Origin of the sequence: Kluyvera sichuanensis (assembly GCF_014218705.1) — a bacterium.
Lineage (GTDB): Bacteria > Pseudomonadota > Gammaproteobacteria > Enterobacterales > Enterobacteriaceae > Kluyvera > Kluyvera sichuanensis.
The window spans coordinates 99507-123311 of sequence record NZ_JABBJF010000007.1; the positions used below are offsets into that span (position 1 = coordinate 99507).

Genomic DNA, 23805 nt, shown 5'->3' on the forward strand with positions numbered 1-23805 from the left:
ATACATTGGTTTATTTTGCGCTAATCGTAGCAATATTTTCTACTTTCGACGTTTCTCAGCGCATGGAGTTGCAAGTTTTTTCTCCATAACCCGCGCTATCATTTTCTCACTCTAAAAAAGGCAGTGAATAAGCCTGTAATATTAAAAATATCTGGAACATCAAACTGCATTAAAACAATAAACCCCTACATACTAAGAGTGAGAATTTGTTATGGAAACAATCTCAATAGCAACCGCGCCGACGTCGTCAGCGGCCGCGCGAGCGGGCATGTCAGAAAGTGAATGGCAGGCGGCAATAAAATTCGACAGTACCGACGTTGGCTGGGTCATTATGAGTATCGGGATGGCGATCGGGGCCGGGATCGTGTTCCTGCCGGTTCAGGTTGGCCTGATGGGGCTGTGGGTCTTCCTGCTCTCCTCCATCGTTGGCTACCCGGCGATGTACCTATTCCAGCGCCTGTTTATTAATACGCTTGCCGAATCGCCGGAGTGTAAAGACTACCCGAGCGTTATCAGCGGCTACCTCGGCAAAAACTGGGGGATCTTACTCGGTGCGCTCTACTTCATCATGTTGGTTATCTGGATGTTTGTGTACTCCACGGCGATCACCAACGACAGCGCCTCCTATCTGCATACCTTCGGCGTGACCGACGGATTGCTCTCCGAAAACCCGTTTTATGGCCTGGTGCTGATCTGCGTACTGGTAGCGATATCGTCGCGCGGGGAGAAGCTGCTGTTTAAAGTCTCCAGCTTTATGGTGCTGACCAAACTGCTGGTGGTGGCGGCACTTGGGGTGTCGATGGTCGGTATGTGGCATCTGTACAACGCCGGTACGTTGCCGCCGATGGGGCTGCTGATTAAGAACGCCATCATCACGCTGCCGTTTACCCTGACCTCTATCCTGTTTATTCAAACCCTGAGCCCGATGGTTATCTCCTATCGCTCAAAAGAAAAATCCCGCGAAGTGGCGCGTCACAAGGCGCTGCGGGCGATGAACATCGCCTTTGGCATTTTGTTCGTGGTGGTCTTCTTCTACGCCGTCTCCTTTACGCTGGCGATGGGTCACGATGAAGCGGTGAAAGCTTACGAGCAGAACATCTCGGCGCTGGCGATTGCCGCCCAGTTTATTAACGGCAGCGCGGGTGCCTGGGTGACCGTGGTGAGCGTGATCCTCAATATCTTTGCTGTGATGACCGCCTTCTTCGGCGTTTATCTGGGCTTCCGCGAAGCGACGCAGGGGATCGTTATCAACCTGCTGCGCCGCAAAATGCCGGAAGAACAAATCAATCAGAAGCTGGTGCAGCGCGGGATCATGATCTTCGCCATCCTGCTGGCCTGGAGCGCCATTGTTCTCAATGCGCCAGTGTTGAGCTTCACCTCTATCTGTAGCCCGATTTTCGGCATGGTGGGTTGTCTGATTCCGGCCTGGTTGGTCTACAAAGTCCCGGCGCTACACAAATACAAAGGCGTCTCGCTGGTGATTATCATCATTACCGGCCTGCTGCTCTGCGTCTCGCCGTTCCTGGCCTTCTCCTGATTTACGTGTGGTAATGAATATGGTTGATGTATCAATGAATCCGCTCTGGGACAACATGATTCAGGCGGTAAAACAGAACGTGAAGCCCGCAATGGGCTGCACCGAGCCGGTTTCACTGGCGTTGGCGAGCGCGATTGCGGCATCGCATCTGGCGGGCAGGGTTAGTCATATCGTGGCTAAAGTGTCGCCGAACCTGATGAAAAACGGCATGGGCGTTACCGTGCCGGGTACGGGGATGGTGGGGCTGCCGATTGCCGCCGCGCTGGGTGCGCTGGGTGGCGACGCGCAGGCCGGGCTGGAAGTGCTGAAGGGCGCGTCGGTGGAGGACATTACGGCGGCCAAGGTTCTGCTGGCCAGCGGTAAAGTGTCGGTGACGATGGAAGAGCCGTGCGATGACGTGCTCTATGCCAGCGCCACGGTCTATACCCTCGATGAATCGGCGACGGTGACCATTGCCGGTGGCCATACGCGAGTGATTCGCGTAGTGAAAAATGGCGTGACGCTGCTGAATGTCAGCAATGGCGAAGGCGCAGAAGAAGAGCAGACAACATCCCTTGAAAATGTCACCCTGGAGCAGGTCGTTGAGTTTGCCGAGCAGGTGCCGTTTGAAAAGATAAGCTTTATCCTCGATGCCGCCCTGCTGAACAGCGCGCTCTCTCATGAAGGGCTGCGTGCGCCGTATGGCCTGCATATTGGGGCGACCCTGCAACGTCAGCGCGAGCGCGGGCTGCTGGCAAAAGATCTACTGACCGACATCATGATCCGCACTTCGGCGGCCTCTGATGCACGCATGGGCGGCGCTTGCCTGCCAGCAATGAGCAACTCCGGCTCGGGCAACCAGGGCATTGCTGCGACTATGCCGGTGGTGGTGGTCGCGGAGCATCTGGGCTGCTCGCAGGAAAAAATGGCCCGCGGGCTGATTCTTTCGCACCTGACGGCTATCTATATCCATCACCAGTTGCCGATGCTGTCGGCGCTTTGTGCCGCGACCACCGCCTCGATGGGAGCGGCAGCCGGTATCTGCTGGCTTATCGACGGCAGCTACCGCAGCATCTCAATGGCCATCAGCAGCATGATCGGCGACGTCAGCGGCATTATCTGCGATGGCGCGTCTAACAGTTGCGCGATGAAGGTCTCAACCAGCGTGTCGTCGGCGTGGAAAGCGGTGCTGATGGCGCTGGATGAAACGGCGGTAACTGGAAATGAGGGGATTGTGGCGAACGATGTGGAGCAGTCGATTAGCAACCTCTGCTCGCTGGCCTGCCACTCCATGCAGCAGACGGACAAGCAGGTGATTCAGATTATGGCGAGCAAGCTCGCGTAAAAAATAGCCCCGGTCTCTGGCCGGGGCATCTTCTCAGGCGGCGTGTTCTGCTGCCTGATGACGTTCTGCTTCACAAACAATCGCTTCCAGCTCGTTCAGCATCTCTTCAAAGCCAAAGCTTTTTGGCGCGCTGACCGGCTGTGGTGCTTTAACGACGACGGCCTTGTGCTGCTTTTTGTTGTTTCGCTTACTCATTTTGTCTTCGGTGTCCCTGAAAATCGTTACACCGGTAAATCTATCAGCAAAGCGCGCAGCGGGGTATCAGCCACCAGTGTGATATTGCTCTCATCGCGGATAAACGCCCCATCGCCGCAGGTCAGAGATTGTTTTTCCGCCTCGTGAGCCAGTGCGTGAACCGTGCCATGAATCGACTGCAGATAGGCACGCGGCCCGTGCAGCTGCAGGCTGACCTGCTCGCCTTTGGCAAGCTCGATATGGTGCAGCCATACCTGCTGGCGCAGCTGCAGACTGTGCTGGCTGCCGTCCGGCGAGGCTAACAGTTGGTGATCGATCTCTTTCAGTTTGATCTTCTGCACGCGCGAGTTCTCGCGCTCAGGGCAGGCGTCGAGCCAGATTTGAATCCGGGTTAACGACTTGTCTTTACTCAGATTATGCTCGCTATAGCTGACGCCTGGCTGAGTGGCAATCAGCAGCGCTTCACCGGCTTTGGCATGAATATGGTGACCTTCACTATCGCGATACTCCGCTTCACCTTCCAGAATCAGATTCAGAATATCGACTTTTGGATAGGTGCGTGGCTGGAATGAGGCGCCCGGTGCGAGCACTTCCTGATTCAACACGCGCAGTGAGGCGTAGCCCAGCAGCTTCGGATCAAAGTAGTGCCCAAAAGAGAAGGTGTAGCGAGCCTGCAGCCAACCGAAGTCTGCCTGTCCGCACTGTTTCGCTGTTCTTGTGGTAATCATCTTCTTGACCCTCCTTTACACTAAAACAATGGTAAAGGTATGGACGCTGCATTGTTAGCCAGATATTCTGCCCGGTATGTTCAAATTTACTGAATGAGCACGCCATGGCTAAAGAGAGAGCACTGACGCTGGAAGCACTACGAGTAATGGACGCCATCGATAGACGCGGAAGCTTTGCCGCCGCGGCTGATGAGCTCGGACGCGTGCCTTCGGCATTAAGCTACACCATGCAAAAGCTGGAAGAAGAGCTGGACGTGGTGCTGTTTGACCGCTCGGGTCATCGAACAAAATTCACTAACGTGGGGCGCATGCTGCTGGAACGCGGGCGCGTGCTGCTGGAAGCCGCCGATAAGCTGACGACCGATGCCGAAGCGCTGGCTCGCGGCTGGGAAACCCATCTTACCATCGTAGCAGAAGCGCTGATCCCAACCTCTGCGCTGTTCCCGCTGGTGGAAAAGCTGGCGACCAAATCCAATACCCAACTGTCGATTATTACCGAAGTGCTGGCGGGCGCCTGGGAGCGCCTGGAGCAGGGTAGGGCGGATATCGTGATTGCGCCGGATATGCATTTTCGCTCATCGACGGAGATTAACTCCCGCAAACTCTATTCGGTGATGAACGTTTATGTTGCCGCGCCGGATCACCCTATCCATCAGGAAGCCGAACCGCTGTCGGAAGTGACGCGCGTGAAGTATCGCGGCGTGGCGATTGCCGACACCGCCCGCGAGCGTCCGGTACTGACGGTACAGCTGCTGGATAAGCAACCGCGTTTGACGGTCACGTCGATGGAAGAGAAGCGCCAGGCGCTGTTAGCCGGCCTGGGCGTAGCGACTATGCCGTATCCAATGGTCGAAGAGGATATCGCGCAGGGGCGCTTACGCGTGGTGAGCCCCGAATACACCAGCGAAATTGATATCATCATGGCCTGGCGTCGCGACAGCATGGGCGAAGCGAAGTCCTGGTGTCTGCGTGAGATTCAAAAGCTGTTAACCGCGAAATAAACCCCAGAGTCGGTGCTTCGCACCTCGTCCGGGCTACCTGCAACATGTAGCCCGGCCGAGCGAAGCGACCCGGGATCAGGAAAGACGCTTCGGATCCGGTCCGAAACGGTTGTCGCCAGGCGTTCCGTTCTGGCAGTTAAAGATGATGATCACAATCCAGCCAATCACCGGAATGATCAGTAGCAACAGCCACCACGCCGAGCGATCGGTGTCGTGCAGTCGGCGGAACTGCACTGCCCACCACGGAATAAAGACCAGAATGCCGTAAATAGTGGTGAGGATCCCTTCGCCGCCAGCGCGCTGCCAGCCTAGCATCTTGTCTATCACCCCCAGCACGAACGTCAAAATGACGTTCACCAGAATGAACATCCAGTACTCTTTGCGACGGGCGCGGCCGCCAAACCCAATGTAATTACGTAGAACGTTGAGATACCAATCCATTTTTATGCCTCAGTTGATCATTAATCACTTGTTTTTAAAGCGATCAAGCTAAGGATAGTCGTGAATGAAAAGGTGGTAAATATTGATAGGGTGAATTAATTGGGCATCGAGGACCGATGCCCGGTGTGCTTAGCGGAAACGCTCGTCGCGGCCGTGCGGCTCGTCCAGATCCTGCCATGGCCCGATGGAGATAATCCCGGTCGGGTTGATGGTTTTGTGGCTACGGAAGTAGTGGTTGCGGATATGGTCGAAATCGACGGTCTCAGCAATACCCGGCATCTGGTAGATATCACGCAGGAAGCCGTGCAGATTCAGATAGTCGCTGATGCGATGCTTATCGCACTTAAAGTGGGTCACGTAGACCGGATCGAAGCGGATAAGCGTCGTCCACAGGCGAATATCGGCTTCGGTGAGCTGATTACCGGTCAGGTAGCGGTGCTGGCCGAGGATCTTCTCCAGGCGATCCAGCGAGCTAAAGACTTTCTCGACGGCATCATCATAGGCTGCCTGGCTGGTGGCGAAACCGGCTTTGTAGACCCCGTTGTTCACGGTGTCATAGATCCAGCTATTCAGCTCGTCAATCTGCCCGCGCAGCGCTGGCGGATAGTAATCGCCCGCTTTGGCGCCCAGGGCATCAAATGCAGTATTGAACATGCGAATGATCTCCGCAGATTCGTTACTGACGATGGTCTGGTTCTTTTTATCCCACAGCACCGGTACGGTTACGCGCCCGGAGTAGCTGGAATCGGCATGCTGATAGAGTTGATAAAGGAACTGATGCTGATAAAGCGTATCGCCAGTGGCGGCCGGGAAATCGGCGTCGAAGGTCCAGCCGTTTTCCAGCATGAGCGGGTTCACGACGGAAACCGAGATAAACGGCTCCAGCCCTTTGAGTTTACGCAGGATCAGCGTGCGGTGCGCCCACGGACAGGCAAGAGAGACGTACAGGTGATAGCGATCTTTCTCGGCGGCAAAACCACCGTTACCGGTCGGGCCTGGCTCGCCGTCGGCGGTCAGCCAGTTGCGAAATGCGGATACCGAACGCTGGAAACGTCCACCGGTGGATTTGGTGTCATACCAGACGTCCTGCCAGACGCCATCGATCAATTGTCCCATGAGGTTCTCCTCCAGATAGCAAAAGCGAGGAGATATCTCCTCGCTTTTTTATTCATTCAGTATAGTGCGCTTACCACTTTTTATTCAGCACGCGGTCGATGCTGAATGCGCCTGGACCGGTAATACCCAGCAGCAGGTAGCCGCCAGCGATGGTCAGGTTTTTCATAAACATCAGCGAGTTCATGCCTTCAGCAAAGTTGCTGTGGAAGATGAAGGCGGTCAGCAGGGTGAAGCCTGCGGTGAACAGCGCGGTGGTACGAGTCAGGAAACCGAACAGAATCGCCAGACCGCCGCCAAACTCAAGCAGAATGGTCAGTGGCAGCAGGAAACCAGGGACACCCATTGCTTCCATATACTGCTGCGTACCCGCATACCCGGTGATTTTGCCCCAGCCTGCGGTGATAAACAGAATCGGCATCAGAATACGTGCGACCAGGAAACCAATATCTTCTAATTTTTTCATCTTTCTCTCCAGAGAACCTTGCGGGCAGTTAAACCGTTTTATTGAGCGTTTACACGTTGATAGCGCGTAGCTGCTGTCGATGGAGAGAAATATAACTGTGACGTATAACAATTGTTAGCAAGGAAAACTGTTGAAGTTCTTCAAAGAATCTGAGCAATGATGTATGGCAGCGAGAAAAGCAGAGTAGGGAAGGTTAAACGGAGCGGCGCAGGATATTTCTGACCATGCGCCAGGTGCTCCAGACGCCCAGACCGCGGCGGGCCCAGCGCACCAGAAAACGCGGATGGCGCAAAGAGACCACCGCCATCACGCTGCTGCCGACCATCACCCATGAACGCAGGCTTACCAGGCGAGCCCAACCGCGATCGTAGGGCTGCGTGGCCTCCAGCCAGTCGCGACGGCTGGCGCTCATATCCAGCCGTTGCTGTTGAATCTGCCGCAGCAGATACGCTTTGCGTTCCTCTCGCTCCTGACGTGGACTCATGGTTCGTCATCCTCCAGCAGGGCGCGATCGTTAGCCAGTTCGTGGCGAGTATGGCGCAGCAGGGTGGAGCGGCGGGCTTTGCGCAGGGTCCATATCCCACCAGCGATCGCGAGCAGCAGCAGGGTTGCCGTAGTGGCGACCATTACGATAAGGCGATACTGCGGGTCAACGGCCCACATGATCAGCACCAGCAGGCTCATCAGGCCGAAAGCGGTGAACAGCAGGGTAAGCCCGGCCATTAACAGGATCTGGATGAGGTTGGCTTTCTCCTCTTCCAGTTCGACGACCGCTAAGCGCAGCCGCGTTTCGACCATCTGAACCACGAGGGTAACTATGCGCTGGCCAATGCCGAGAATGTTCTTTCCCGGCCCCGGCGCGTGTTGAGATTGACTCATGCTTAGCGACGCGTCAGCAGAACGCCCAGCACCAGCCCGACAGCTGCACCAATACCGACGCCGGTCCACGGATTTTCACGCACGTAGCCATCGGCTTTCGCCGCTGCTTCACGCGTTTGCTTCGTTAGCACTTCACCTGCTTCACCCAGACGATCACGGCTCTCTTTGAGCGCGCTCTCTGCTTTACTGCGCAGTTTGCTCATCTCCTCTTTGGATTTGTCGGTGGAAGCATTCAGGACTTCTTCCAGGGTATCGGACAGGGCCTTCAGCTCTGCGCGTAACTGATCTGATGTCGAATCTTTAGCCATCGTATCTCTCCTTTAAGGATTTCCACTCAATATGCGCGGGATTCCAGCGCGTTAAGTTCTTTTTTGGCTTCCTGCAGCTTATGCTCGCGTTTTGCCACTTTATCCGCATCGCCTTTCTGCTCTGCTTCCTTCAGATCCTGCTCGCGCTCGCGAACTTCATCCTTCTGTTCCGCAATTTTTTCCTGATGATCGGCGCGAAGCTTGCTGTCAGTACAGTGTGCCTGGACTTCGCTCAGCGCCTTTTTCAGGCCGTCGATACGGTGCTGATTGTTATGCTTCTCGGCATAGCCAATCTCGCGCTGAATGTCCTGCTCTTTTTCCTGACACAGTGATGTTGCTGCTGCGCTCGCACTAAGAGACGCGAGGGCAAGAGCAAGAACGATGCGGTATTTCATGTATGAACCTTCCATTGTGCGTAGTACATCGGCATGTACTTTTTCCGGTATGTAGGCAGCGCCGCTGCGTCACCCACAATACTAAGCATAGTAAGTAAAATACAAAATCACCAAAGCGGGTGAAAGTATTCGGATTCCTGGAAGTGGCTAACCAAATCGATGCGAGGTGTCACGAAGAAGGGACAGCCAGCTTGCCGGGTTGTTATCTTCATCCTGCAGCGCTATCACGTAGACGTGCGGCAGGGTGTTATCCAGCACGCGCTTCGCCGCGGCGCTCTGCTCGCTGGATTCAAAGGTAATCAATAAGGCATCATCCTTCGGCGTGATGCTCTTAAAGCGAATGCCGTTAGCATCCAGATGATGAGAAATGGAGAAGCCGTCGGGCATGCTGGCCTGATTCATCGGGCGAATGGCCAGCGTAGACTCTTCGCGCTGCAGTGCGGCCCATAGCCAAAGCATGATGCATAGCATCAGCATCATGCCCAGACTAACGGCAAATCGACGTAGCAGAATGCGGTTTGCCACCATCGTTAGCCTCGATTACCGTATTTCTTCTTCCACACCACGGCCAGTGAACCAATCAGGCCGACGACCAGCAGTACCACCGGCAGCAGCATCAGGCACGACATCAGCGCGTCTTCGTATTTCTGGAATACCGGGGTTTTACCCAGCAGATAGCCAAGGGTGGTCAGAATCAGTACCCACAGCAGGCCGCTCATCCAGTTGAAGAACTGGAAGCGCGCGTTGTTCAGGCCTGAAATTCCGGCAATGGTCGGCAGCAGGGTACGCACGAACGCGATAAAGCGACCAATCAGCAGCGCTGAGAGGCCGTGCTTATGGAACAGATGGTGCGCGCGCTGGTGGTAATGGGCGGGAAGATGAGAAAGCCAGTTCTGGACGATACGCGTATTGCCCAGCCACTTGCCCTGAATATAGCTAAGCCAGCAGCCAAGGCTTGCGGCAACGGTGAGTAGAATGACCGTTTGTGGGAAGCCCATCGCACCTTTGGCTATCAGTACGCCGACCAGCACCAGCAGGCTATCGCCCGGTAAAAACGCAGCCGGCAGCAAACCGTTCTCAAGGAACAGGATCATAAATAAGACAAAATAGAGCATACCGATCATGGACGGATTAGCGAGGGTTTCGAAATCCTGGCTCCACAAGGCATTTAAGAGTTGGGTTAGTAGTTCCATTCACGATTCCTGGTACATCGATTAACGTAATGCCTGAACGCGCTGCGACGGTCTTTGCTTGTTTCTATTTTAATAGCATCGCGGTAAATACGCGCTGAACAGTCCCTGTTTTGGCAAAATAATCTACTGCTGAACAACAAAAAGGCAAAATGCATGCAATTGTAACAAATGGCGCGGTTTTCCGTCATAGAAATTGCAATTTGTTGCAGAACGATTTTGCGGTTTCGGGCGGGGAGTGGCTAGGGGATTTACAAAGGCTTACCCACGTGAAAAGTCAGGTAAGCCTTGATAAGTGACAAGGGCGCTTATTTGCCGCCGATAGCGACCGTATCGAGGTGAACTACCGGGTTTTCCGCAAACAGGTAGCGGTCGGCGTTGAACTCAAAATCATCGCTGGTTTCGTTGAACAGCATCAGCTTGGTGTTCTCCAGATGCTGCCACATGGCAATTTTTGCCGCATGCGGATCTTTGCGAATCAGCGCTTTCAGGATCTGGTCGTGATCGTCACACCAGTTATCTACGGTGCGAGCGTCGATATGGTCGTGGAGTTTTTTCCAGTACGGGTTGTGCACGCGCTGGGTCCACATTTTTTCAACGATGGCCGCAAGCGCGGTGTTTTGCGTCGCCAGAGCAACCTGCACGTGGAACTGGAGATCCCACTGGGAGTCGCGGAAGCACTGCTCTTTGCGTGCGTTTTCCTGGATCTCCATCAGCTTCATGATGTCCTGCTTGGTGACCTGGGTGGCGGCGAACTCCGCGATGTTGCTCTCAATCAGCTGACGTGCCTGCAGTAGCTCAAACGGGCCGTAGTTGGCAAACTCCAGCGTTTCGTCCGGCATCTGATGGTATTTCGGCTGATTGGAAATGACGTGAATGCCGGAGCCTTTACGGACTTCAACATACCCTTCGACTTCCAGCATGATAATCGCTTCGCGAACCACGGTGCGGCTGACGCTCTTTTCATCGGCAATAAAGCGCTCCGCAGGCAGTTTATCGCCCACTAGGTATACGCCTTGCTCAATGCGTTCTTTTAGCTCAGCGGCCAGTTGCTGATACAAGCGACGTGCGTCGGCGATTTCCATATGCTCTCCAGGCAGGGTACGGCAGATTAAATTTGTTATACCACTTTTACGAGCAGCTAACCACATTATGACATGAAAAAAGCCGCCTGTAACAAGGCGGCTTTTGGGAAAACGGACATCCGTTACAGATTAGTTTTGCGTGGCCTGCTGCGTCGGGCTATTTGCGCCGGATTCACCGTCGTCTGCCTGCTTGTTCTGCAGCACGGTCCAGATAACCACTGCACCTAACAGGTCGAAGATAGCCAGTACGGCGAACAGTGGGCTGAAGCCGATGGTATCAGCCAGTGCGCCAACAACCAGTGCAAACATGGTGCTCGCCATCCACGCCGCCATCCCGGTCAGACCGTTCGCGGTAGCCACTTCGTTACGACCAAAGACGTCGGAAGAGAGCGTAATCAGCGCGCCGGACAGAGACTGGTGAGCAAAGCCACCGAGGCACAGCAGGGCGATAGCAACGTATGGGCTGGTGAACAGACCGATCATCCCTGGGCCAATCATCAGCAGGGCGCCCATGGTGACAACCATTTTACGGGAAACAATCAGGTTCACGCCGAACCAGCGCTGGAACAGCGGCGGCAGGTAGCCACCCAGCACGCAGCCTACGTCAGCGAACAGCATTGGCATCCACGCAAACATGGCGATTTCTTTCAGGTCAAAGCCGTAGACTTTGAACATGAACAGTGGGATCCAGGCGTTGAAGGTACCCCATGCTGGTTCAGCCAGGAAGCGCGGCAGGGCGATACCCCAGAAGCGACGGGTTTGAATGATCTGCCATGGCGACATTTTCTTCGCGTTGTTGGTCTGGTGCTGTGCTTCCTGACCACCAATGATGTACTCACGTTCTTCGTCAGTTAATTTTTTCTGATCGCGTGGGTGTTTGTAGAAGATAAGCCAGGACATTGCCCAGATGAAGCTCAGCGCGCCGGAGATAATGAACGCCATCTGCCAGCTGTGCATCACGATAGCCCAGACCACCAGAGGTGGCGCAATCATGCCGCCGATAGACGAACCAACGTTAAAGTAACCTACCGCGATAGAACGCTCTTTCGCCGGGAACCACTCGGAGCTGGCTTTCAGACCCGCAGGGATCATTGCTGCTTCAGCCGCACCGACCGCACCACGTGCGATGGCCAGACCACCCCAGCTGCCTGCCAGCGCAGTCGCGCCACAGAAAACAGCCCAGGCAATGGCGAAGAAGGCGTAACCGATTTTGGTACCCAGAATGTCCAGAACGTAGCCGGCAACCGGCTGCATCACGGTATAAGCTGCAGAGTAAGCAGCGATGATGTAAGAGTATTGTTGTGTGGAAATGTGCAGCTCAGCCATCAGAGTCGGCGCAGCTGCCGCCACGGTATTACGTGTCAGGTAGCCCAGCACGGTGCCCATTGTCACCAGTGCGATCATGTACCAACGTAACCCTTTAATTTTACGCATGTAAACCTCATCGTGTTGTTATAACTGCGAGTCCTGCAGCCATCCTCCCGTATTGCCGGAAGATGTCATTCTCGAAGGGGCTTACCGGAGTAAACTTCCCGGTACGGCCCGAACTTGCCAGTAAGTACGCGTGCTGAATTCGGTATCCGTACCGCTCAATCAGGTGTCTGTATCGACCACGTCGACTGCATTCCGTCGTTCAATGTGTTTCGACGGGGTGCAAGATAACTTGTCATACAACTTTAAAAGGTGAATACCGTCACAAAAGAGGTATTTTCCGTACGGTTTAAGGGGTAGATAGGCCAGGCCAGGCGCGGCGCGGCTTGCAGGGGTGTTTCTTCATTTTTTCTGTCATTTTTTGTCAAGGTTTATTGATCTAACTCACGAAAAAATCTTCGGTTGAACGAAATTGGTGTGATAACTTTGACAGCATTACAGATAAACATCTGACCCACTCGTTGAGAGGAAGACGATAATGACCCCGTTCATGACTGAAGATTTTCTGTTAGACACCGAATTTGCCCGCCGTCTGTACCACGACTACGCAAAAGATCAGCCGATTTTCGACTATCACTGCCACCTGCCGCCACAGCAGGTTGCGGAAGACTATCGTTTTAAAAACCTGTATGACATCTGGCTGAAAGGCGATCACTACAAGTGGCGCGCAATGCGTACCAACGGCGTAGCGGAACGCCTGTGCACCGGCGATGCGTCTGACCGCGAGAAGTTTGACGCGTGGGCTGCCACCGTGCCGCACACCATCGGCAACCCGTTATACCACTGGACTCACCTCGAACTGCGTCGCCCATTCGGCATCACCGGTAAACTGCTTTCACCGTCTACCGCTGGCGAAATCTGGGATGAGTGCAACGAGCTGCTGGCTCAGGACAAATTCTCCGCGCGCGGCATCATGAAGCAGATGAACGTGAAAATGGTCGGCACCACCGATGACCCGATCGATTCTCTGGAACATCATGCGGCCGTCGCGAAAGACGGTTCCTTTGACGTGAAAGTGCTGCCGAGCTGGCGCCCGGATAAAGCGTTCAACATTGAACTGGCAACCTTCAACGATTACATGGCGAAACTGGGTGAAGTGTCTGACACCGACATCCGTCGCTTTGCTGACCTGCAGACTGCGCTGACCAAGCGTCTGGATCACTTCGCCGCGCACGGCTGTAAAGTCTCTGACCACGCGCTGGACGTTGTCCTGTTCGCGGAATCTAACGAAGCGGAACTGGATAGCATCCTGGCACGCCGTCTGGCCGGTGAAACCCTGAGCGAGCACGAAGTCGCCCAGTTCAAAACCGCCGTACTGGTCTTCCTGGGCGCTGAATACGCACGTCGCGAATGGGTACAGCAGTACCACATCGGCGCGCTGCGTAATAACAACCTGCGTCAGTTCAAACTGCTGGGTGCGGACGTCGGCTTCGACTCCATCAATGACCGCCCAATGGCGGAAGAGCTGTCTAAGCTCCTGAGCAAACAGAACGAACAGAATCTGCTGCCAAAAACCATTCTGTACTGCCTGAACCCGCGTGATAACGAAGTGCTGGGCACCATGATCGGTAACTTCCAGGGTGAAGGTATGCCGGGCAAGATGCAGTTCGGTTCCGGCTGGTGGTTCAACGATCAGAAAGACGGTATGGAACGTCAGATGACTCAACTGGCACAGCTGGGCTTGCTGAGCCGCTTCGTCGGCATGCTGACCGATAGCCGTAGCTTCCTGTCTTACACCCGTCACGAATACTTCCGCCGTATTCTGTGCCAGATGATTGGCCGTTGGGTTGCTGCGGGCGAAGCGCCTGCTGACATCCAGCTGCTGGGTGAGATGGTGAAAAACATTTGCTTTAACAATGCGCGTGACTACTTCGCCATTGAACTGAACTAAAGTCTGGGGTTGGTATGCAATACATCAAGATCCATGCGCTGGATAACGTCGCAGTCGCGCTCGCTGATTTGGCCGAAGGAACCGAAGTCACCGTTGATGGGCAGGTGATTACCCTGCGTCAGGCGGTCACGCGTGGCCACAAGTTCGCCTTACGCGATATCGCGAAGGGTGAAAACGTCATTAAATACGGTTTACCGATTGGTCACACGCTGGTGGATGTGGCGGCGGGCGAGCATATTCATGCTCATAACACGCGCACCAATCTGAGCGATCTGGACACGTATAGCTACCAACCTGATTTCCAGGCAGAGGTTGCCCAGCCCGTCGATCGTGACGTGCAGATCTACCGCCGTGCGAACGGTGATGTGGGGGTGCGTAACGAACTCTGGATCCTGCCGACCGTGGGCTGCGTGAACGCCATGGCTCGTCAGATGCAGAACCGTTTCCTGAAAGAGACCAACGATGCCGAAGGTATCGACGGCGTTCATCTCTTCAGTCACACCTACGGCTGTTCGCAGCTCGGCGACGATCACATCAACACCCGCACCATGCTGCAAAACATGGTGCGTCACCCGAATGCGGGTGCGGTGCTGGTGGTTGGCCTGGGTTGTGAAAACAACCAGGTCGATGCGTTCCGCGAAACCTTAGGGGAGTTCGATCCTGAACGCGTTCACTTTATGGTCTGCCAACACCAGGAAGACGAAGTGGAAGCAGGGATCGAACATCTCCATCAGCTGTACAACGTGATGCGCAATGACAAACGCGAGCCGGGTAAACTGAGCGAGCTGAAGTTTGGTCTGGAATGCGGCGGGTCTGATGGCCTGTCCGGCATTACCGCCAACCCGATGCTGGGTCGTTTCTCCGACTACGTGATTGCCAACGGCGGCACCACCGTGCTGACCGAAGTGCCGGAAATGTTCGGCGCCGAGCAGCTGCTGATGAGCCACTGTCGTGACGAAGAGACCTTCGGCAAGCTGGTGACCATGGTCAATGACTTTAAGCAGTACTTCATTGCCCACGACCAGCCAATCTACGAGAACCCATCGCCGGGCAACAAAGCGGGTGGTATCACCACGCTGGAAGATAAATCACTGGGCTGCACGCAGAAAGCGGGTTCCAGCAAAGTGGTTGACGTTCTGCGCTACGGTGAACGCCTGAAGACGCACGGTCTGAACCTGCTCAGCGCACCGGGTAACGATGCGGTGGCGACCAGTGCCCTGGCGGGCGCGGGCTGCCATATGGTGCTGTTCAGTACCGGTCGCGGTACCCCTTACGGTGGTTTCGTGCCGACGGTGAAAATTGCCACCAACAGCGAACTGGCTGAGAAGAAGAAACATTGGATCGACTTCAATGCTGGCCAACTGATTCACGGTAAAGCGATGCCTCAGCTGCTGGAAGAGTTCGTGGACGTTATCGTCGACTTCGCCAACGGTAAGCAGACCTGCAACGAGCGCAATGATTTCCGTGAACTGGCCATCTTTAAGAGCGGCGTCACGTTGTAATAAAAATGTGATCTGATACGATAAAACGGCGTTTCATTGTGTGAAACGCCGTTTTTTTATGCTGTTTAACAAGGACCTCTCATGACGGCGTATTGGCTGGCCCAGGGCGTTGGTGTTCTGGCATTTATCATCGGTATCACTACCTTCATCAACCGCGATGAACGGCGCTTTAAGTTCCAGCTCTCCCTCTACAGCGCCACCATTGGCGTGCACTTCTTCCTGATGGGGGCGATTCCCGCCGGGATGAGCGCCGAGCTGAACGTTATACGAACCATTATTTCGGTCTACACGCGCCGGATCTGGGTGATGTTCGTCTTTATTGCGCTGACGCTGATTCTCGGGCTTGGCAAATTGCACCATGCAATGGAACTGCTGCCGATTGCCGGCACGGTGGCCAGCACCTGGGCGTTGTTCCGCTGTAAAGGGCTGACGGTGCGCTGCGTGATGTGGTGTTCAACGGCCTGCTGGGTCATCCATAACTTCTGGCTCGGCTCGATTGGCGGCACGATGATTGAGGGCAGCTTCCTGGTGATGAATGGCCTGAACATCATTCGCTTCTGGCGGATGCAGCGTAAAGGGATTGACCCGTTCAAGGTTGAGAAGAAAGTACAGGAAGAGAACCCCTCCGCCTGATGGCGAAGGGGCCAGAACGTTAGCTACGCAGAGCGTTCTTCGCCAGACGCGCGTCTTCTGCCTGACATACGGCCGCGGTGAACATCACGTCGGTGGAGGAGTTGATAGCCGTTTCGCAGGAGTCCTGCAGTACGCCGATAATAAAGCCGACGGCCACCACCTGCATGGCGATTTCGTTCGGGATGCCGAACATATTACAGGCCAGCGGGATCAGCAGCAGTGAACCCCCCGCCACGCCGGAAGCCCCGCAGGCGCAGAGCGATGCCACGACGCTCAGCAGCAGCGCGGTTGGCAGGTCGATAGCAATACCCAGCGTATGCACGGCCGCCAGCGTCAGCACGGTGATGGTAATCGCCGCCCCCGCCATATTGACCGTGGCCCCCAGCGGGATAGAAACCGAATAGGTATCACGATCCAGATTCAGCTTCTCACACAGTGACATATTGACCGGAATATTTGCCGCCGAGCTGCGGGTGAAGAAAGCGGTCACGCCGCTTTCGCGCAGGCACATCAGCACCAGCGGATACGGGTTGCGGCGAATCTGCAAATAGACCAGCAGCGGGTTAATCACCAGCGCGACGACCGCCATACAGCCCACCAGCACCAGCAGAATCTGCGCGTAGCCCCACAGCGCGGAGAAGCCGGTTGTCGCAAGCGTCGAAGAGACCAGACCGAAAATACCGACAGGTGCAAAACGAATCACCACCTTCACGATAAAGGTGACCGCATTTGACAGGTCATTGACCAGATTTTTGGTGGTTTCATTACTGTGGCGCAGCGCAAAGCCCAAACCGACCGCCCACACCAGAATGCCGATGTAGTTGGCGTTAATCAGCGCGTGGATTGGGTTAGCGACGATGCTCATCAGTAAACCATGCATGACTTCCACAATGCCGGTCGGCGGTGAGATATCCGTCGCGCCAGTGGTGAGTTGCAGCGTGGAAGGGAAGATAAAGCTGACCAGTACGGCGGTCAGGGCTGCGGCGAAAGTGCCGAACAGATAGAGCCACAAAATAGGGCGAATATTGGTTTTCTGTCCCTGCTGATGGTTGGCAATGGAGGCCATCACCAGCGTTAGCACTAGGACTGGGGCTACGGCTTTCAGCGCACCGACGAACAGCGTACCGAGCAGGCCGGTGGCAATTGCAGCCGGTTTTGAAACCAGCGCCAGAAGGATACCGAGGATAAGTCCAACCAGGATCTGTTTTACCAGACTACCCCGAGTCAGAAGACGCATAAAACCGGATGATGCGGGTTGTTGTGTCATCATTGCATTCCTTAACGTGATGAGTTGTGTCTTTCCAGCGACGTATTATTTGTTACGTTTATGTCTGGATGTAAAAAAATGTTTGCTCGATCGAGTATAAGGAAAGTCGTGGTTTGGGGAAGTGTAAAATGCTGGAATTTACGCCATGCATCATATTTTTTAACTAATAATTTACATTGTGTGACGTAGATTGAAGTATGAAAGTAGCCCGGGCGAGGCGTTCACGCCGACCCCGGGAAGCCTCGGAGCGACTCCCGGCGTCGCTTTGCTCGGCCGGGCTACGGGTTACATCTTCTGCTTTTTCAGATCGTTACGGTGGTTAACCCAGGCGTTGAGGATCAGGGTGAATGCCAGGATCCCGCCGACCACGCCCAGCGATACCGAGATTGGGATATGGTAGAAATCGACGATCAGCATCTTGATACCGATAAACACCAGGATTACCGACAGCCCGTACTTCAGCATCGAGAAGCGCTCTGCCACGCCCGCCAGCAGGAAGTACATCGCACGCAAACCAAGGATCGCGAACAGGTTAGAGGTCAGCACGATAAACGGATCGGTGGTGACCGCAAAGATAGCCGGAATACTGTCGACCGCGAAGATAACATCGCTCAACTCAACCAGAATCAACACCAGCAGCAGCGGTGTGGCAAACAGCACGCCGTTCTTACGGGTAAAGAAGTGCTCGTTCTCGATTTTGTCGGTCATCCGCAAATGCCCGCGCAGCCAGCGCACCAGCGGTTTATCGCCAATCCCGCCTTCATCTTCCTTCGCCAGCGCCATCTTAACCCCGGTGAACAGCAGGAATGCGCCGAAGAGATACAGCAGCCATTCGAACTGGGAGATAAGCCAGCTTCCCGCGAAGATCATGATAGTACGCAGCACGATCGCGCCCAGTACGCCGTAGACCAGCACGCGGCGCTGCAGCGCCGCAGGCACCGAGAAGTAGCTAAACAGCATCAGCCAGACGAAGACGTTGTCTACCGCCAGCGATTTTTCGATCAGGTAGCCGGTGAGGAAGGCGAGCGCCTGCGGGTCAGCGACCGCGCGGCCCTGAGTTTCCGCCAGGTACCACCAGAACGCGGCGTTAAACAGTAACGAGAGGGTGACCCACACCAGCGACCAGGCTGCCGCCTGTTTCATGGACATGGTGTGCGCGCCGCGACGGCCCTGCAGGAACAGGTCGATAGCGAGCATAATCACCACGACGACAGCGAATCCGCCCCACAGCAACGGTGTGCCGACTGTATTCATAGAATTTTTCCTTACGCATAAAAAAACGGCTAACGTCAGAAGACGATAGCCGCTGCTTTTTTATGCATAGACCTCGCCTTCCGGCAAGGTCTCACTTACAACTAAAAACGAATGCGGTGGCGCATTCGTTTTCCGTTGCTCGGCGACCGGATACGGTTTTGCACGTATCGTAATGACGATCCACCGACAAGGAAGTTACTCCCCTTTGCACGTAACAAAATATGACAAGCCATTGATTTCGTCAATGGCCTGTAACATGTGCTTTACGTTGTTTTACGCGGCAGGGACATCCGCCGGGAAAACAACGCCGGTCTGGCGACGAATTTCCGTCTGAACCTTCGCGGTGATACGGCTCACTTCAAGGGCGGGATGGTCCACTTCGTTGTTTTCGACCAGGCGCGCAAACTCCTCGGCTTCATACAGCATAGTATTAATATGCTGAGGCTGGCTGAGATCCTGCGCTTTGCTGCCGCGCGGGATGAAGGAGACCTTCTGGCACTCGGAGATTTTCTCCACCACCAGCGCACCGGCTTCGCCCTGAATTTCACTCGGCAGGGTAGAGTCGCTGACCTTAGAGTGCTGCAACGTCACGCTGAAATCGCCGTAGTCGAGCACCGCGATACCGTGCGCATCAACGCCGCTATCCAGCAGGCTGGCAGACGCCTGTACCTGCTTCGGCTCACCCCACAGGGCTACCGCAGAGGCCAGACAGTAGAAACCGATATCCATAATCGAGCCGTTGGAGAAGGCCGGGTTAAAGGTATTTGGATTTTCACCGTCCAGGTAGCGCTGGTAGCGCGAGGAGTACTGGCAGTAGTTGATAAACGCCTTACGAACCGGGCCCACTTTCTCCAGCGACTGCTGCAAAATCTGGAAGTTGGGCAGGCTGGCGGTTTTAAACGCTTCGAACAGCACCACCTGATTTTCCCGCGCAAGGGCGATAGCCTGCTCGACTTCATGCAGGTTGGAGGCCAGCGGCTTCTCGCAAATCACATGTTTTTTATGCTGTAAAAACAGCTTTGTCTGCGGGAAGTGGAGCGAGTTCGGGCTGGCGATATACACCGCGTCAATGTCTTCGCTTTGCGCCATGGCGTCCAGCGACGTAAACAGATGTTCGACGGGATAATCGTTGGCGAAGGTCTGCGCCTGCTCAAGGCTGCGGGAATAGACGGCGGTCAACTTGTACTTGCCGGTCTCATGCGCGGCATCGACAAACTGGCGGGTGATCCAGTTTGTCCCAATCACTGCGAAACGTATCATAAACGCCTTCTGGCTCCATAAAGGGATTCTTTCGTCAATGTAACACGCCTTTATGACATTGCCAGTGGGCGACTACGCAGATTCCTTTAACGAAAGGTGCGTCAGCCACAAACGGGTATCAAACTCCAACTGATGGTACTGCGGCTCCATGTGGCAGCACAGCTGATAGAAGGCTTTGTCGTGCTCTTTTTCTTTTAGGTGCGCCAGCTCGTGTACCACGATCATCTTCAAAAAAGCCTCCGGCGCGCTGCGGAATACGGTCGCCACGCGGATCTCTGCTTTGGCCTTCAGCTTGCCGCCCTGCACGCGGGATACCGCCGTGTGCAGCCCGAGCGCGTTCTTCAGCACGTGGATCTTATTGTCGTACATGACTTTATTGATGGGCGGCGCGTTACGCAGGAACTGGCTTTTCAGATCCTGGGTATACTGCCAGAGGGCTTTATCGGTGGCGAAATCGTGGGTACCCGGGTAGCGTTTTTCCAGCACCGCCCCCAGACGCTGTTCAGCAATCAGCGTTCTCACTTGAGAAAGCAAATGTTCCGGGTAGCCCTGGAGGTAAGTTAGTTGGTTCATCTTTGCCCATGCCAATCATAAAAAGTGTATACTCACGCACCCTTTTCAGGGATACGCCGAAATTTTACCATTCAGGAGGGCCGATGAGCCACACAGACAACGGTTTCCGTTCACTGACACTTAAACGTTTCCCGGAGACGGACGACGTTAACCCACTGCTGGCGTGGGAAGCAGCCGATGAATATCTGCTGCAACAGCTGGACGATACTGAGATTCGCGGCCCGGTGCTTATCCTGAATGATACCTTCGGTGCGCTGGCCTGCGCGCTGGCGGAGCATACGCCGTACAGCATCGGCGACTCTTACTTAAGCGAGCTGGCGACGCGTGAAAACCTGCGCCACAACGACCTTGCCGAGTCGAGCGTGAAGTTCCTCGACAGCACCGCGGAATACCCACAGGCGCCGGGCGTCGTACTGATTAAGCTGCCGAAAACCATGGCGCTGCTGGAGCAACAGCTGCGTGCGCTGCGCGACGTAGTCACGCCAGAAACGCGCATTCTTGCCGGTGCAAAAGCGCGTGATATCCATACTTCTACGCTTGAGCTGTTTGAAAAAGTGCTGGGCCCAACCACCACCACGCTGGCATGGAAAAAGGCGCGCCTGATCAACGGCACCTTTACCAAACCGGCGCTGGCTGAAACCGCCCAGACCCTGAGCTGGAAGCTGGAAGGCACCGACTGGACTATCCACAACCACGCGAACGTCTTCTCCCGTACTGGGCTGGATATCGGCGCGCGCTTCTTTATGGAGCATCTGCCGGAAAACCTGGAAGGCGAGATTGTCGATCTCGGCTGCGGCAATGGCGTGCTGGGCATGACGCTGCTGGCGAAAAACCCAGAAGCCAGCGTGGTGTTTGTTGATGAATCGCCGATGGCGGTCGCTTCCAGCCGCCTGAATGTGGAAACCAACCTGCCGGACGCGCTGGATCGCAGCGAGTTTATGATTAACAACGCGCTCTCCGGCGTAGAACCGTTCCGCTTTAACGCGGTGTTCTGCAACCCGCCGTTCCACCAGAAGCATGCGCTGACCGATAACATCGCGTGGGAGATGTTCCACCACGCCCGCCGCTGCCTGAAAATTAACGGCGAACTGTATATCGTGGCGAACCGTCATCTGGACTATTTCCACAAGCTGAAGAAGATTTTTGGTAACTGCGAAACCATCGCCACCAACAACAAGTTTGTGATCCTCAAAGCGGTGAAGCTGGGCCGTCGTCGTTAATGGGATAGAACCTTTCCCGGCGTCGCATTCGCTCGGCCGAGCGAATGCGACGCCGGGGGCATGCTGATTTAAATATCTAGCGCCAGCTTCGTCCCCTGCGCAATCGCCCGCCGAGCATCCAGCTCACTGGCCACATCACAACCACCGATAAGATGCACCGTCTTACCTGCCGCTTGTAACGGTTCCTGCAACGCACGGTTTGGCTCCTGACCGGCACAAATAATCACGTTATCAACCGCCAACACCTGCGCTTCACCGCCTATCTCAACGTGCAGCCCTTCGTCGTCTATCTTCTGATAGCTGACCGCCGGGATCATCTTCACGCCGCGTGAAAGCAGGGTGGTGCGGTGGATCCAGCCGGTGGTTTTGCCCAACCCTTCGCCCGGCTTGCTGGCTTTACGCTGCAGCATCACAATCTGCCGCGAGCTGCGGGCCAGATGCGGCCCTTCCGGGCGCAGGCCGCCTGCCTGCTGCAGGCTGGTATCAATGCCCCATTCTACGCAAAACTCCGCGATATTCTGGCTGGTGGGCACGCCCGGCTGGCTTAAGTACATCGCCGTATCAAAACCGATGCCGCCGCAGCCGATGATCGCCACGCGCTGCCCCACCGGCGTCTTGTCACGCAGCACGTCCAGATAGGTCAGCACTTTCGGATGATCGATGCCGTCGATCGGCGGGGTACGCGGCGCGATCCCGGTAGATAGGATCACTTCATCAAAGCCGAGGAGATCGTCGGCACTGACGCGCTGGTTGAGCTTCAGCGTCACACCGGTGACGTCGATCATCCGGCGGTAGTAGCGCAGCGTTTCGTAAAACTCTTCTTTGCCGGGGATCTGTTTGGCGATATTAAACTGCCCGCCGATCTCCGCGCTGGCGTCGAACAGCGTCACCTGATGGCCGCGCGCGGCAGCGTTGATCGCAAACGCCAGCCCCGCCGGGCCTGCGCCGACGACCGCCAGGTTTTTGCGCGTGGTCGCTAGAAGGATCGGCATTTTGGTTTCGTGACAGGCGCGCGGGTTGACCAGGCATGAGGTTACCTTGCCAACAAAGATCTGATCCAGACAGGCCTGGTTGCAGCCGATACAGGTGTTGATCTCATCGCTGCGTCCCGACTGAGCTTTTGACAGCAGCTCGGCATCGGCAAGGAACGGACGGGCCATCGACACCATATCGGCATCGCCGCGTGCCAGAATATCGTCCGCCACCTGCGGATCGTTAATGCGGTTAGTGGTAATCAGCGGAACGGTGACCACACCTTTTAATTTGCGCGTCACCCAGCTAAACGCACCGCGCGGTACCGGCGTGGCGATGGTTGGGATCCGCGCTTCGTGCCAGCCGATCCCCGTGTTGATGATCGTTGCGCCCGCGGCTTCGATCGCCTGAGCGAGACGTACGGTTTCATCAAAGGTGCCGCCGTTGTCTACCAGGTCGAGCATCGACAGGCGATAGATAATAATAAAGTCTTTCCCGACACGCTGGCGTACGGCGCGCACCACTTCTACCGCGAAGCGCATGCGGTTCTCATAACTGCCGCCCCATTGATCGTCGCGCTGGTTGGTGCGCGCGGCGAGAAATTCGTTAATCAGATAACCTTCCGAGCCCATCACCTCTACGCCGTCGTAGCCTGCTTCCCGCGCCAGCTGGGCGCAGCGGGCGAAGTCGTCAATCAGCGCGAGGATACCTTCGTGGGTGAGTTCGCGCGGCGTAAAGCGGTTGATGGGGGCCTGAAGTGGGGAAGGGGCGACCAGGTTTGGCTGGTAGCTGTAGCGCCCGGTATGCAGGATCTGCAGCGCAATTTTGCCGCCTTCCTGATGGACGGCATCGGTAATGGTGCGGTGGTGCGGCAATTGGCTGATATCGTTCAGCATCGCGCCGCCGGCCATCCCTACGCCGGTAGCATCCGGTGCGATGCCGCCGCTGACGATCAGCGCCACGCCGTGACGCGCGCGTTCCGCGTAGAACGCTGCCAGACGCTCGGCGCCATCGGGATACTCTTCCAGCCCGGTATGCATGGAACCCATCAGCACGCGGTTTTTCAACTGGGTAAAACCGAGATCGAGCGGGGCAAACAGCGACGGATAGCTCATAAGGATGTCCAGTATGTGAAATTAT

The 23805-nt window shown here is 55.5% G+C and carries 25 protein-coding genes; 7 read left to right on the top strand and 18 right to left on the bottom strand.

Annotated features, from left to right (window positions below):
- The first annotated feature begins 211 nt into the window (after nucleotides 1-211).
- Entirely contained in the window at nucleotides 212-1537 is a 1326-nt protein-coding gene (locus tag HII27_RS10545) for an SLC5/6 family protein (RefSeq protein WP_185667861.1), read from the top strand.
- Nucleotides 1538-1556: 19 nt separating this feature from the next.
- The gene (locus tag HII27_RS10550) at nucleotides 1557-2861 is read left to right on the top strand and encodes an L-cysteine desulfidase family protein (protein WP_185667862.1); all 1305 of its coding nucleotides are present in this window, start codon (nucleotides 1557-1559) and stop codon (nucleotides 2859-2861) included.
- A 33-nt stretch (nucleotides 2862-2894) separates the two neighbouring features.
- Here HII27_RS10550 and HII27_RS10555 read toward each other — a convergent pair whose 3' ends face one another.
- A complete protein-coding gene (locus HII27_RS10555; protein WP_185667863.1) occupies nucleotides 2895-3056 on the bottom strand; it encodes a hypothetical protein in 162 nt (53 codons plus the stop codon).
- 26 nt (nucleotides 3057-3082) lie between these two features.
- The gene (locus HII27_RS10560; RefSeq protein WP_185667864.1) at nucleotides 3083-3784 is read right to left on the bottom strand and encodes a pirin family protein; all 702 of its coding nucleotides are present in this window, start codon (nucleotides 3782-3784) and stop codon (nucleotides 3083-3085) included.
- Nucleotides 3785-3888: 104 nt separating this feature from the next.
- On the opposite strand from HII27_RS10560, the gene HII27_RS10565 reads away from it, so the two are divergent.
- Nucleotides 3889-4785, top strand: a complete 897-nt coding sequence (locus HII27_RS10565; protein ID WP_185667865.1) for a LysR family transcriptional regulator — start codon at nucleotides 3889-3891, stop codon at nucleotides 4783-4785.
- Nucleotides 4786-4860: 75 nt separating this feature from the next.
- Here the strand turns inward: HII27_RS10565 and HII27_RS10570 are convergent, their stop codons facing one another.
- The 11 genes from HII27_RS10570 to HII27_RS10620 form a co-directional block, all read right to left on the bottom strand.
- Nucleotides 4861-5226, bottom strand: a complete 366-nt coding sequence (locus HII27_RS10570; protein ID WP_185667866.1) for a DUF805 domain-containing protein — start codon at nucleotides 5224-5226, stop codon at nucleotides 4861-4863.
- A 129-nt stretch (nucleotides 5227-5355) separates the two neighbouring features.
- The gene (locus HII27_RS10575; protein ID WP_185667867.1) at nucleotides 5356-6342 is read right to left on the bottom strand and encodes a glutathione S-transferase family protein; all 987 of its coding nucleotides are present in this window, start codon (nucleotides 6340-6342) and stop codon (nucleotides 5356-5358) included.
- A gap of 70 nt (nucleotides 6343-6412) precedes the next feature.
- A complete protein-coding gene (locus tag HII27_RS10580) occupies nucleotides 6413-6805 on the bottom strand; it encodes a DoxX family protein (RefSeq protein WP_064542109.1) in 393 nt (130 codons plus the stop codon).
- A gap of 193 nt (nucleotides 6806-6998) precedes the next feature.
- Nucleotides 6999-7289, bottom strand: a complete 291-nt coding sequence (locus HII27_RS10585; RefSeq protein WP_185667868.1) for a YqjK-like family protein — start codon at nucleotides 7287-7289, stop codon at nucleotides 6999-7001.
- Nucleotides 7286-7684: a phage holin family protein gene (locus HII27_RS10590; RefSeq protein ID WP_185667869.1), complete on the bottom strand. Its 399-nt coding sequence runs from the start codon at nucleotides 7682-7684 to the stop codon at nucleotides 7286-7288. Before HII27_RS10590 ends, HII27_RS10585 begins: the two co-directional genes overlap by 4 nt.
- A gap of 2 nt (nucleotides 7685-7686) precedes the next feature.
- Entirely contained in the window at nucleotides 7687-7992 is a 306-nt protein-coding gene (locus HII27_RS10595) for a DUF883 family protein (protein WP_185667870.1), read from the bottom strand.
- Nucleotides 7993-8018: 26 nt separating this feature from the next.
- Nucleotides 8019-8387, bottom strand: a complete 369-nt coding sequence (locus tag HII27_RS10600) for a DUF1090 domain-containing protein (protein ID WP_185667871.1) — start codon at nucleotides 8385-8387, stop codon at nucleotides 8019-8021.
- Nucleotides 8388-8534: 147 nt separating this feature from the next.
- Nucleotides 8535-8915, bottom strand: coding sequence for an EnvZ/OmpR regulon moderator MzrA (gene mzrA, locus HII27_RS10605; RefSeq protein WP_185667872.1), 381 nt, complete (start codon nucleotides 8913-8915; stop codon nucleotides 8535-8537).
- A 2-nt stretch (nucleotides 8916-8917) separates the two neighbouring features.
- Nucleotides 8918-9580 (bottom strand): DedA family general envelope maintenance protein YqjA, encoded by a 663-nt coding sequence (gene yqjA, locus HII27_RS10610; RefSeq protein ID WP_185667873.1) that lies wholly within the window; start codon nucleotides 9578-9580, stop codon nucleotides 8918-8920.
- A 305-nt stretch (nucleotides 9581-9885) separates the two neighbouring features.
- Nucleotides 9886-10662 (bottom strand): transcriptional regulator ExuR, encoded by a 777-nt coding sequence (gene exuR / locus HII27_RS10615; RefSeq protein WP_185667874.1) that lies wholly within the window; start codon nucleotides 10660-10662, stop codon nucleotides 9886-9888.
- A 129-nt stretch (nucleotides 10663-10791) separates the two neighbouring features.
- Nucleotides 10792-12096, bottom strand: coding sequence for an MFS transporter (locus tag HII27_RS10620; RefSeq protein WP_185667875.1), 1305 nt, complete (start codon nucleotides 12094-12096; stop codon nucleotides 10792-10794).
- Nucleotides 12097-12571: 475 nt separating this feature from the next.
- On the opposite strand from HII27_RS10620, the gene uxaC reads away from it, so the two are divergent.
- From uxaC to HII27_RS10635, 3 genes are all read left to right on the top strand, one after another.
- Nucleotides 12572-13984, top strand: coding sequence for a glucuronate isomerase (gene uxaC / locus HII27_RS10625; RefSeq protein ID WP_185667876.1), 1413 nt, complete (start codon nucleotides 12572-12574; stop codon nucleotides 13982-13984).
- 14 nt (nucleotides 13985-13998) lie between these two features.
- Entirely contained in the window at nucleotides 13999-15486 is a 1488-nt protein-coding gene (locus HII27_RS10630) for a UxaA family hydrolase (protein WP_185667877.1), read from the top strand.
- A gap of 81 nt (nucleotides 15487-15567) precedes the next feature.
- Complete coding sequence (locus HII27_RS10635) at nucleotides 15568-16119, top strand: YgjV family protein (protein WP_185667878.1); 552 nt, start codon at nucleotides 15568-15570, stop codon at nucleotides 16117-16119.
- Between the two features lie 19 nt (nucleotides 16120-16138).
- On the opposite strand, the gene sstT is transcribed toward HII27_RS10635, so the two are convergent.
- From sstT to HII27_RS10655, 4 genes are all read right to left on the bottom strand, one after another.
- The gene (gene sstT, locus HII27_RS10640) at nucleotides 16139-17389 is read right to left on the bottom strand and encodes a serine/threonine transporter SstT (RefSeq protein ID WP_185667879.1); all 1251 of its coding nucleotides are present in this window, start codon (nucleotides 17387-17389) and stop codon (nucleotides 16139-16141) included.
- A 282-nt stretch (nucleotides 17390-17671) separates the two neighbouring features.
- Nucleotides 17672-18640: a TerC family protein gene (locus HII27_RS10645; protein ID WP_185667880.1), complete on the bottom strand. Its 969-nt coding sequence runs from the start codon at nucleotides 18638-18640 to the stop codon at nucleotides 17672-17674.
- 273 nt (nucleotides 18641-18913) lie between these two features.
- Entirely contained in the window at nucleotides 18914-19900 is a 987-nt protein-coding gene (locus HII27_RS10650) for a Gfo/Idh/MocA family protein (RefSeq protein ID WP_185667881.1), read from the bottom strand.
- Between the two features lie 72 nt (nucleotides 19901-19972).
- Nucleotides 19973-20473, bottom strand: a complete 501-nt coding sequence (locus HII27_RS10655) for a YgjP-like metallopeptidase domain-containing protein (RefSeq protein WP_185667882.1) — start codon at nucleotides 20471-20473, stop codon at nucleotides 19973-19975.
- 83 nt (nucleotides 20474-20556) lie between these two features.
- On the opposite strand from HII27_RS10655, the gene rlmG reads away from it, so the two are divergent.
- A complete protein-coding gene (rlmG, locus tag HII27_RS10660) occupies nucleotides 20557-21693 on the top strand; it encodes a 23S rRNA (guanine(1835)-N(2))-methyltransferase RlmG (protein ID WP_185667883.1) in 1137 nt (378 codons plus the stop codon).
- A 68-nt stretch (nucleotides 21694-21761) separates the two neighbouring features.
- On the opposite strand, the gene HII27_RS10665 is transcribed toward rlmG, so the two are convergent.
- Nucleotides 21762-23780 carry an NADPH-dependent 2,4-dienoyl-CoA reductase gene (locus HII27_RS10665; protein ID WP_185667884.1) on the bottom strand — a complete coding sequence of 673 codons (2019 nt, stop codon included), beginning with the start codon at nucleotides 23778-23780 and terminating at the stop codon, nucleotides 21762-21764.
- Nucleotides 23781-23805: the final 25 nt, after the last annotated feature.